Raw genomic sequence first — 11,245 nt, forward strand, 5'->3', positions numbered from 1 at the left:
CCATGAAGGTGCCGACATCGTCACGAGAGAAACCGAAGGTCATCTGGGTGAGGTCGTTGGTACCGAATGAGAAGAACTCAGCGGTACGAGCCATGCGGTCAGCGGTGAGAGCTGCACGAGGAATCTCGATCATAGTACCGAACTTGTAATCGATAGACTCGTTGAACTGTGCCTCAACCTCATGCTTAACCCTCTCGCAGATGGTCTTCTGGAAACGAAGCTCGCGGTCAGAGATGGTTACAGGGACCATGATCTCAGGATGTGGATCGAAGCCTTCCTTCTTGAGCTCGAGAGCTGCGGTGAAGATGGCGCGGAACTGGGTCTCAGAGATCATTGGGTAGGTGATATGGAGACGTACTCCGCGGTGACCCATCATAGGGTTAACCTCGTGGAGTGACTCGCCACGCTTCTCGATGTCTGCGGTAGAGATGTGGAGTTCCTCTGCGAGCTCCATCTTCTTATCCTCGGTCTGAGGAACGAACTCATGGAGAGGTGGGTCGAGGAGACGGAAGGTAACAGACTTGCCGTTCATCACCTTCATGGTACCCTTGACGGCAGCCTTCATGTATGGCTCGAGCTCTGCGAGGGCTGCACGACGCTCGTCGTCTGACTTGGAAAGGATCATCTTGCGAAGCTTGCTGAGCGGAGTCTCAGAGTTGCGTCCGTAGAACATGTGCTCGATACGGAAGAGGCCGATGCCCTCAGCGCCGAATGCGAGAGCACGCTCTGCATCTTCAGGAGTATCAGCGTTGGTGCGGACACCGAGCTTGCGGAACTTGTCTGCCATTGCCATGAACTTCTGGAAACGTGGGTTGTCAGAAGCATCCATGGTAGCGATGGCGGTTGCATATACGGCACCCTTTGCGCCGTTGAGTGAGAATGAGTCACCCTCGTGATACTTCACGTCTGAACCTGCGAACCAAACCTCCTTCTTCTCGAGGTCGATCTTCATGTCCTCGCAACCTACGATACAGCACTTACCCCAACCACGTGCAACGAGTGCAGCGTGAGAGGTCATACCGCCCTTCATGGTAAGGATACCAGCGGCAGCGCGCATACCCTCTACATCCTCTGGAGAAGTCTCCTCACGAACGAGGATGACGCTCTTCTTCTGTGCTGCTGCAGCAACTGCGTCAGCGTTGGTGAAGACGATGGTACCTACGGCACCACCTGGAGATGCTGGGAGACCGTGTGCTACTGGGGTAGCCTTCTTCTCAGAAGCTGGGTCGAGGATTGGGTGGAGGATCTCATCGAGCTGAGCAGGAGAAACGCGCATTACTGCGGTCTTCTCGTCGATCATGCCTTCCTCGAGCATGTCCATTGCCATGTTGAGGGCTGCGAGACCGGTTCTCTTACCGATACGGCACTGGAGCATCCAGAGCTTGCCCTCCTGGATGGTGAACTCGATATCCTGCATGTCGTTGAAGTGCTCCTCGAGGTGGAGACGGATGTCGTCGAGCTCCTTGTATACCTCAGGCATAGCGTCCTCGAGAGATGCGAGGTGCTGGTTCTGAGGGCTCTTGGTTGCGTTGTTGAGCGGGTTAGGGGTACGGATACCGGCAACGACGTCCTCGCCCTGAGCGTTGATGAGCCACTCGCCGAAGAACTTGTTGTCACCGTTAGCTGGGTTACGAGAGAAAGCCACACCGGTAGCTGAAGTCTCGCCCATGTTACCGAATACCATTGACTGTACGTTCACTGCAGTACCCCAATCATCTGGAATACCCTCGATCTGGCGGTACTTGATAGCGCGCTTTCCGTTCCATGACTTGAACACGCCACCGATTGAACCCCAGAGCTGAGCCTCAGCGGTGTCAGGGAAGTCTACGCCGAGAACCTCCTTGATACGTACCTTGAATGCCTCAGCGAGGTCCTTGAGCTCGTCAGCGGTGATCTCGGTGTCGAGCTTGTAGCCCTTAGCCTCCTTGAGGTCCTCCATCATCTTGTCGAGCTGCTGGCGGATTGCCTTGCCGTCCTCTGGCTCGATGCCCTCTGCCTTCTCCATTACGACGTCAGAGTACATCATGATGAGACGACGATATGCATCGTATACGAAACGTGGGTTACCGGTCTTCTTGATCATACCAGGGATGGTAGCTGAGCAGAGACCGATGTTGAGAATGGTGTCCATCATACCAGGCATTGAGCTTCTTGCGCCTGAACGGCAGCTCACGAGGAGCGGATTCTCAGGATCGCCGAACTTCATGCCCATGATTGCCTCAGTAGCCTTGAGAGCTTCTGCTACATCGTTCTTGAGTTCTGCGGTGTAACCGCCGCCGAGCTGATAGTACTCAGTACAGCACTCGGTGGTGATGGTGAAACCTGCAGGTACAGGGATGCTGAGAGTACACATCTCGGCGAGGTTTGCACCCTTACCGCCGAGGAGCTCGCGCATCTTGCCATTGCCTTCTGCGTTCTTACCGCCGAAACGGTAGACTCTTTTCTTGTTTTCTGCCATAATTTAACCTAAATAACGTTATCTGTTTTTTGCTGTTTTCCAAATAGGGCGCGAAGATAATCAAAAATCGCGTTTATTGAAAATAAACTTTTAGTTTATAATAACTTTGCTGCGATTTCGGACAATTCGCTCCTTTCTCCCTTTCTCATGTTCACGTGCTCGAAGAGGACCTGTCCGCGGAACTTGTTGTTCAGGTGGGTGAGTCCGTTCGACCATTGGTCGAGGTAAGGCTGGTCGATCTGGAAGATGTCTCCGGTGAATACGATCTTCGTGCCTTCTCCTGCCCTGGTGATGATGGTCTTGATCTCATGAGGGGTGAGGTTCTGGGCCTCGTCGATGATGAAGAATACCTTTCCGAGCGAGCGGCCCCTGATGTATGCGAGAGGGGAGATGAGAATCTTCTCGTCATTGAGGAGGTTCTCGATGTGAAGCGCCTGCTTGCTGCCTGGCTTGAATCCGTTCTTGATCACGTTGAGGTTGTCCATCAGCGGCTGTACGTACGGGCTCATCTTGGTCTTCTGGTCTCCGGGGAGGAATCCTATGTCCTGTCCTCCGAGTACGACGGTAGGACGGGAGATGATGATCTGCTCGAAGTCCCTTTCCTGCTCAAGCGCAGAGGCGAGCGCCACGAGAGTCTTTCCGGTACCAGCACCTCCGGTGAGAGATACGAGAGGAATGTCCTTGTTCATGCAGGCGTCCATCGCGAATTTCTGTTCCGCGTTTCGAGGCTTGATGCCGTATGCGTTGCTCTCCTTTACGAGCACGACGCGTGCCGTGGCCTTGTCGTAGCGGGCTGTGGTGACCGGTGCTCCTTCGCCCGGCCAGCAGAGCTTGAAAAGCTGGTTAGGAAGCGGCTCCTTAGGACATACAGACTTCCATGGAATAGCGTTCTCCGGTCCATAGACGAGCTTCTGGAGTTCCTCCGGACTGACGTCCTCGACGGTGAGAACCTCCTTGGCCACACCTTCGATCTTCTCCTCGTCGACACGGTCGGTCAGATAGTCCTGTACCTCCATCCCGACGGCTTTCGCCTTCATTCGCATGTTGATGTCCTTGGTCACGAGGGCCACGAACCTGTCTGGGTTGTGGTCGCGGACCCACATCGCGGTGGCGATGATCCTGTGGTCCTGGATGTCATCCATGAAGCACTCCTTGAGTGCGTCAGGGAATGGGTGGTTCACCTCGATCCTGATCTTGCCCAGACCCTTTCCGATCTGGATTCCTTCCTTTCCGAACTGTCTTCGGTCGGACATCCTGTCGAGGTCACGCACGAAGCCTCTCGCGTTGAACGCAAGGGCGTCATTGCCTTTCTTGAAGTGGTCAAGCTCTTCGATTACCGCAATAGGAATAACCAGGTCATTTTCCTGGAACTTGCGGATGGCCTTGTGGTCGTGGAGGACTACATTGGTGTCCAGCACGAAAATCTTTGGTTTGCTCATGTGTCATTAATCTTCTCCCTCGCTGGCCTGTCCGAGGAGGGCACCGAGTATGCCGGCGACTGCCGGTTTCCTGCTGTGACGTACCCCGATCTGGCCTGCAGTTCCGTCAGGATGGCCCAATGGGTAATAGGCAACGTCCTGGAGTAGGAACTGGGAGTCTATGTAGTCAAAGTCAATGTCGCTGAATTGCACGAGGACGCCAGGGACCTCTCCGAAAAGTATGCGCGCAGCGCTCGCTTCGTCGTACGAGCTTGCGATTCCGCTGACGTCGAGCGTGGTACCTGTCTCTGCGCAGAGCTTGGCGGCCGCTGTCATGAGCCCGCCCCTTCCGACGGTCACTCCGCTCAGGGCGACTCCGTCCTCCACCATCTCTCGGATGAGCTCGTAGCAGTCGATGAAATAGTCTGCGTCCTGGACTTCAGGAGCGTTGTCGGCGCCGTTTCCGGCAAATGCCGATAGCGCTGATGCTCCGAGCCTGTATGGACATGTGTCGAATGGTACGTACACTATCCAGCTGTCGGCCTCCTTTCGTGCCTTGTCCGGGCAGTTGCGCTTCTTTCCGGGAACGATCTCGTCGGCCTCTTCCTCTTCCATCGTCGCGACGGGCGAGAACTTTACGTCGATGTCGAGATGACAGTCTCCGTCGCTCTCCTCGAATCCGTACTGCTCCACCTTGAGCCCCATCTCGCTCACATATTCGCAGAGGGCCTCGACGCTCTGGTAGAACGCCGCCATGTTACCCATCTTCGTGTCGTTCCATCTCCATTTTGGACTGAGTCCAAGGTTGCCAAGGCGGAAATGCCCGTCAAGCCACAGGGTGTCTATGAGCGATACTGCCACCCTGGTCTTGGCTCCTGAACGAGGATGCCTCGTAGGGAACTTGTCCGGAAGATTCATGATGGACTCGATGTACGAGGCCACCTGAGACTGGCGGAAGGTGCTGGGTTTCGGATTTGGGTCGAGGGATTCGTCTACGATCTGCCCCGGGCATACCTCTTCTGGCACATAAGCTTCCCCATAGTCCCTGAGGAGCTCTGCCGGAGTGTTGTCGGTCTCGATGCCGTCAATCAGATACTGCGAATACAGTGCTTCGTTCTGCTTCATGTGAAGGGCAAATGCGTAAAACTTTGTAAATTTAAGTAAATTTGACGGCCATTCAAATTTTTTATGGAATCTTCATTCAGCAACGACGCATACGAAAAGATGATTGCGGGTCTGTATACCCGTTTCCAGTCCTTCCAGACAGCAGGAAAGGATGCCTACAAGCCAGGCCTTGACAGGATGGAATTCCTCGATCAGCTCGCAGGCCATCCACACCGCAGCTATCGTACGATCCATGTCGCAGGTACCAACGGAAAGGGCTCGGTATCCAACATGCTCGCGGCGTCTCTGTCAGCGACCGGGCTCAAGGTCGGACTCTACACTTCTCCCCATATTCTCGACTTCAGGGAGAGGATGAGGGTGCTGGAGAATGGTGAGGTCCGCCTGATCGGCAAGGAGGACGTTTGGAACTTCGTACAGACTTGGGATTCCACCTTCGACAATCTCGGTCTCTCGTTCTTCGAGATAACCACCATGATGGCATTTGACTGGTTCGCCAGGCAGGGCGTCGACCTTGCCGTGATAGAGTGTGGGCTTGGCGGAAGGTTGGATAGTACAAACCTCATCTCGCCGAATCTCTCCGTGATCACGAACATCGGACTCGACCACTGTGACATACTGGGCGAAAGTCTCGGTGAGATAGCCTTCGAGAAGGCCGGAATCATCAAGCCGAAGATCCCTGTGGTGGTGGGCGAGAGCTCGCCGGAAACGGATATTGTCTTCGAACGTAAGGTCTTGTATACCAACCTTCCGGAGACGGAATTCATGGGAGACAGGACTCGTATCATGTCTTTGCTCACCTTTGCGGACAAGTGCGAGCCTGGAGGCTGGGAAAGGGCGGATGAGATCCTCTCTGCGATGGACCTTCAGGGCACCTATCAGAGGAAGAACCTCCGCACGGTTCTGGCGGCCCTCGAGAAACTCGGCACAGAACTTTCCGCCGAGGTCGTGAACGCCATCGAGAACACCGCAAGACTGGCTGATTTCCATGGCCGTTGGGAGCGCATCTCGACCGATCCTCTCACGATATGCGACATAGGTCACAATGCCCATGGCCTGAAGTACAATTTCGGCCAGCTTGAGAAGATGCTCGACGAAGGGAATGTCTCGGATCTCGTCATGGTCTACGGCAGCGTAGCGGACAAGGATGTCGATGCCGTCCTTTCGATGATACCTCAGAGGGCACACATAGTCTTCACTGCTGCCGACAATCACCGTGCTTTGCCTGCGGAGACAGCTGCAGAGCACTTTTCTGCTCTCGGACGCTCCGCGGCTTCCGTCCATGTCGAGGCTCGTGTGGGTGATGCGGTCGCGCTTGCGCGCAGTCTCTGCGAGACTATGGCATTACCTTTGATTTACATCGGTGGAAGTACTTATGTAGTATCGGAGGCAATATCATGGGTAAGACATATCTGATCGCAGCGCTGGCCATCGTGGTCGCTGCACTTTTTCTTTTTGACAGACCTGGCAAGGCAATGGTTGACGACGACAATCTGCAGTTGAAGGAACTATGGAAGGAGTATCGTGCTGCAGAAAGCAAGGACCTTCCGCAGAAGCAGCTTTCCCTTTTGGAAAAGATCCGTTCGGAGTCTCTCTCCAAGAAGATTCCGTATGATTACTATCTCGCATCTGAGTACTCTGTTCAGGTCCGCCGTCGCATAAACTGGAAGGACGCAGAGAAGGCGAGGGAAGATTTCCGTAAGAGCGTCGAGGACTATGGCTTGCCTGTCATGGACCTGATGTATCTTCTGAGGAATCAGACCTCCTATTCGACTCTCGAATATGCTCGTGCACACGCTCAGGAACTCAGGCAGAGCAATGTGACTGCATTTCACGATGCGTGGTTCGGAAGCTCGGCCGGCTTGGATTCCTTCATTGATGGCTTGGTCAGGAACGATCTCGAATTCGCCCTGTGGGCATGCCGTCTTCGCGGTGAGAAATGCTCAGACGGACTGAAGGAATTGGTGGAAGAAAGGTATCCGGACCGTGCCATACTCGAGTATTTCGATGCTTCCGACGGCAGGCTTGGTACCTCCGGCAGCCAGGCACTTGCAGACCATGCCCGTAAGTATGCGGGAAAGGCGGCGTCAATGCTTTCACGTGCAGCACTTCTTCAGGACAGGATGGGTGCCTTGGAGCGAGACGGCAAGTCTACTGGCGAACAGTATAAGGTCCTCTACGATGATTGCCTCGCTTTCGAGAAGCAGAGAAAGGCCTTCAGTGGCATGGAGGGCAAGCTCGCGGCCTGCGAGTCCCATGTGGAGTCTCTCGTGAAACGTCTTGAGTCTCGTTCCCTGGATTTCGAGATTGAGAATGACCAATTGACCGTCAGGTTCCGCAACCTCGACAAGGCAGAGGTGGAATTCGTCTCGAGAAAAGATGGCAAGAAGGCTTGGAAGACCACCGTGGAGAATCCATCCGGCAGTTTCTACGTGTATGACAAAGTTAGCTTGAAGATACCCGTCATCGATGACGGCTCCTATGACGTGATTCTGAAGGCCAAGGACGTCAATGCGAAGTCTCGTTACAATCGAAATACCATCTCCGTTGCCGTAAGGGAGGATTCTCGAGGGCATTCGATCTATGTCGCCGACTATAAGAGCGGCGAGCCTATCAAGTCTGTCGACCTGAGCCTTTACGAGAAAGGAAAGGAAGTTGCCAGCGTCAAGAACCTTGCGCTCGACGGTTTCACCCGGCTTCCGGAGAAGATCGAGTCGGCCATGAAGCAGAAGAACAGAACTGGCCGCTACAGCCAGCAGTATCTGGTGTGCAGCTGTAGGGACGGCGCCGACGGGATCTTCCGCAGTTCGGACGAAGTGAACATCTACGACTATTATTCCGTAGATGAGGAAAATGTGGCAGAGTCGACCATGGCGAACGTCATGCTGGACAGATGCGCGTTCAAACCTGGTGAGACTGTGCAGTTCAAGGCCGTTGTCTATAAAAACAAAGGATATGACTATTCTCCGGTGTCCGGCAAGAATGTGACCGTCATCATGCATGATGCCGAGGGAAATGAGACGGAAAAGCTGAAGCTCAATACGAATGAATTCGGTTCTGTCGCAGGTTCCTTCGATATTCCGACCGGGCTCAGGAACGGATTCTTCCGAATCTCTGTCATGGACGGAGGCGTATTGGTCGGCGATGCCGGATTCCGTGTGGATGAGTTCGTGCTTCCGAGCTTTGAGGTGCGATTCGAATCCAAAGACAGATTCTTTCTCGAGGGTGATACCGTGCGGATCAAGGCATGGGCCAACAGCTATTCCGGCCACTCTCTGGCATCTGCGAAGGTCTATGCGAAGGTCAGTCAGTCATACATGATTGCCGATGAGGAACTCGAGGTCGTGACAGTTGCTCCGGACGGCTCTTTCGAATTGGTGGCGAAGGATGTCAAGCAGGGCTATCACAGCGTCAGGGTCAAGGTCGTGGACAACACGGGAGAGACTCTTGAATTCGTTGATGCGTTCACTGTCATTCGCCGTCCTTCCGTGAATCTGGAGATCTCGAATGTTGTCGAAGCGTCACTTCGCAACGTCGTGGTGGGTGATGTCCTTACCGTCGGGACATACATGGACTATAGTCATCAGACCAAGACCGGCAATAATGCCGATGCGGACATTATCTATCGACTGCTCGATGAACAAGACAAAGTCGTCGGCGTGGGAACGCTACAGCTCGGGGAGAAGAAGGATGTGGATATCAAGGCGCTCAGGTCCGGACAATACAGGATTGAGGCCGAAATTACGGCGAAGAAAGCGGACGGAAGCGTGGTCTCAGGCAAGGACGTGGAAAGCTTCGTGAAGATTTCCGATGACGATACCGCGTTCAATGCCGACATCGAGAGCCTTTTCCGCGTGATAGGCAGCGGTGACGGACAGATGCTTCAGATGGCTGCCGGACAGGGTCCTGTATGGGCGTGCGTGGATTTCTTCGGACCAGGAAAGAAATTGCTCCGCTCGGAGCTCGTGAAGATAGAAAAGGGTGCAGTGGAGCGACTGGACATAAAGTATCCGGGTACATGGCCGTCTGTCGTCACGATGAATGTGTTCTATTTCAGAAATGGCCGAAGCGGACAGTACAGACATGAGTTCAGGCGTGCCGAAGATGAGGTCCGCCTGCCTCTTGCCGTGAGCCGTTTCACGGACGTTACCTCGCCTGCGACCAAATATGGCGCGACCCTTTCAAGCGCCGCAGGTGTGGAAGCACTTGTCTCCATATTCGACGAGTCCACCGAGGTCATATACCCAAACTACTGGTACGAGATCTATCTCCAGAAGCAGCCGGCTCCCTATGTTCCGTACCAGTCTTATTGTGGTTCTGCGGACCTTCATTATTACAGGGAGTTCGTTGAAGAAGAGGAGATGATGTCTGATGCTGCGGTAAATACCAAGGTCATGCGTGCAGCCAAGGCTGAGTCGGCAATGGTCCTCGATTCTGACGAGTACGACGGGTATACCGAGGATGATGAACCGGAGCACGTGGGTATGGTACGAGAGTCTTTTGCCAATACGATAGCGTTCCAGCCTTTCCTCCGCTCTGACAAGAACGGCAATATAAGCTTCGAATTCACGACTTCGGACAAGCTTTCAACCTATGTTATGGGCGTGTTCGTCCATGACAAGAGCATGCATAGCGCCGTGACGAGAAAGGAGTTCAGGGTGACCGTCCCTGTGAAGCTTTCTGTGATGGAACCTCAGTTCCTCTATGTCGGTGACAGATATGTGCTGAAGGCAAATCTGTCGAACTCAAGCGAACATCCTGTCAGCGGAAAGGTCTCTGCGTATGTATATACTACCGCGAAGCACGAGAACGCGAGTCCTGTCGCTTCTAGCTCGAAGTCTGTCACTCTTGAGGCGGGCGGAGCAGAAGGTGTCGACTTCGAGATCGATGTGCCTCAGGCAGAAGTCCTGGGACTAAAGCTGGTGTTCAGCGGCAATGAGGACGGCACTGCGATTTCAGACGGCCTCTTCGTCAGCGTGCCGGTTAAGCGCCCTTCGCAGACAATACGCGAGTCGCATTCGTCCATCGTCTTCGCAGGTCAGGATAGGGACGCGATCATCGCACACTTGCGCTCTCTCTTCGTGAATGTGCCTGCCGAGGCAGCCGTACTTTCGGAAAGGACTATCATGGACCTTATCCGCGAAGCCGTTCCGGAAAAGATATCGACAGAAGCCAAGGATGTAATCTCTCTCACCGAGTCCCTCTATGCGTCGGTAATCGCCGGGACTCTCGGAATGGAGAAGCTTGACGGTGGGATGCTTGATAAGATACTTGCATGCAGGAATGCGGACGGTGGATTCGGATGGTTCGAGGGAATGGACTCATCACCTGTCGTCACTGCCACCATACTCAAACGAGCTGCGGCCCTGGAGGATCGCGGACTTTCTCTCGGAATTGACGATGATGTCCTCGAGTCTGCGGTGAAGTACATAGATACGCAGATGCTCAAGGATAGGAAGAGGCCTTCATGGTGCGGCGGTATGTCGCTGGAGCAATATCTCCTCGTCCGCGCTCACTATGCGGATGTGAAGCTGGCTGCTCTGCCAAGCGCGGACTACAGAAAGGCCGTGAGCCAGTATCTCGTACCGAAGAATGGACGTGGCGTGAATGGTGCGATCCTTACGAAGGCTTATAGGATACGTACGCTCAGCCTGCTTACGGCTTCAGATGATGGATTGAGGCTTGCAAAGGCGATCGGCGTGCGTCTCTCTGCAGAGAAGAAGATGCTGCGCTCTCTCGAAGCGGATGTCGCATCTCTCCTGGAGTATGCTGTGGATCATCGTTCCGGCGGCAAATACTTCCCTAATGCGGTGATGCCGTTCAGAGGACTCATGGAAAGCGAGCTTCAGGCTCATGCCCTGCTCTGCGATATCTTCCGTGATTTCGGCTATGAGGAGCTCGCCGATGCGATCAGGATATGGATCATGGTGCAGAAGGAGACCCAGCAGTGGGATGTTGATCCTGCCTACATGGAAGCGCTATCGTCGGTGATGGACGGAAGCGAGGCGATGAAGGACATGCGCGTGCTGATTCTTTCCGGCGAAAATGAATTGCCATTCCAGCAGATCAGGTCCGCTGGAAATGGCTTCAAGGTTGAGGTTTTGTATAAGAGGGAGGACGGAAGTGTCCTCAAGTCTGGTGATGTTCTGTCTGTCGGGGACAAGATCGTTTCCGAAGTCAGAATCTGGAACGAAGAGAACCGCAGCTTCGTGCATGTCTGCGTACCTCGCCCTGCATCTCTCAGGCC

5 protein-coding genes are annotated in these 11,245 nt (G+C 54.2%); 2 read left to right on the forward strand and 3 right to left on the reverse strand.

The genetic code is table 11. The features are described 5' to 3' along the window. The 3 genes from ppdK to AC06ND_RS02535 all read right to left on the reverse strand — a co-directional run. Positions 1-2,458: pyruvate, phosphate dikinase (gene ppdK, locus AC06ND_RS02525; RefSeq protein WP_475677423.1), on the reverse strand; the 2,458-nt coding region annotated here is incomplete at its 3' end. Between the two features lie 95 nt (positions 2,459-2,553). Then, complete coding sequence (locus AC06ND_RS02530) at positions 2,554-3,897, reverse strand: PhoH family protein (protein WP_475677424.1); 1,344 nt, start codon at positions 3,895-3,897, stop codon at positions 2,554-2,556. A gap of 6 nt (positions 3,898-3,903) precedes the next feature. After that, entirely contained in the window at positions 3,904-5,001 is a 1,098-nt protein-coding gene (locus tag AC06ND_RS02535) for a hypothetical protein (RefSeq protein ID WP_475677425.1), read from the reverse strand. A gap of 63 nt (positions 5,002-5,064) precedes the next feature. Between AC06ND_RS02535 and AC06ND_RS02540 the strand changes: the two genes are divergently transcribed. Continuing rightward, entirely contained in the window at positions 5,065-6,414 is a 1,350-nt protein-coding gene (locus AC06ND_RS02540) for a bifunctional folylpolyglutamate synthase/dihydrofolate synthase (protein WP_475677426.1), read from the forward strand. Further along, positions 6,396-11,245 (forward strand): MG2 domain-containing protein (locus AC06ND_RS02545; protein WP_475677427.1); only part of this gene is annotated, 4,850 nt, incomplete at its 3' end. The genes AC06ND_RS02540 and AC06ND_RS02545, both read left to right, overlap by 19 nt.

The sequence above is a fragment of the Candidatus Cryptobacteroides sp. genome (assembly GCF_056207615.1).

Excerpts from the sequence above, each read along its gene's own strand:
- AC06ND_RS02540 (WP_475677426.1), top strand. The coding sequence starts at position 5,065 with ATGGAATCTTCATTCAGCAACGACGCATACGAAAAGATGATTGCGGGT.
- AC06ND_RS02535 (WP_475677425.1), bottom strand. The coding sequence starts at position 5,001 with ATGAAGCAGAACGAAGCACTGTATTCGCAGTATCTGATTGACGGCATC.
- AC06ND_RS02530 (WP_475677424.1), bottom strand. The coding sequence starts at position 3,897 with ATGAGCAAACCAAAGATTTTCGTGCTGGACACCAATGTAGTCCTCCAC.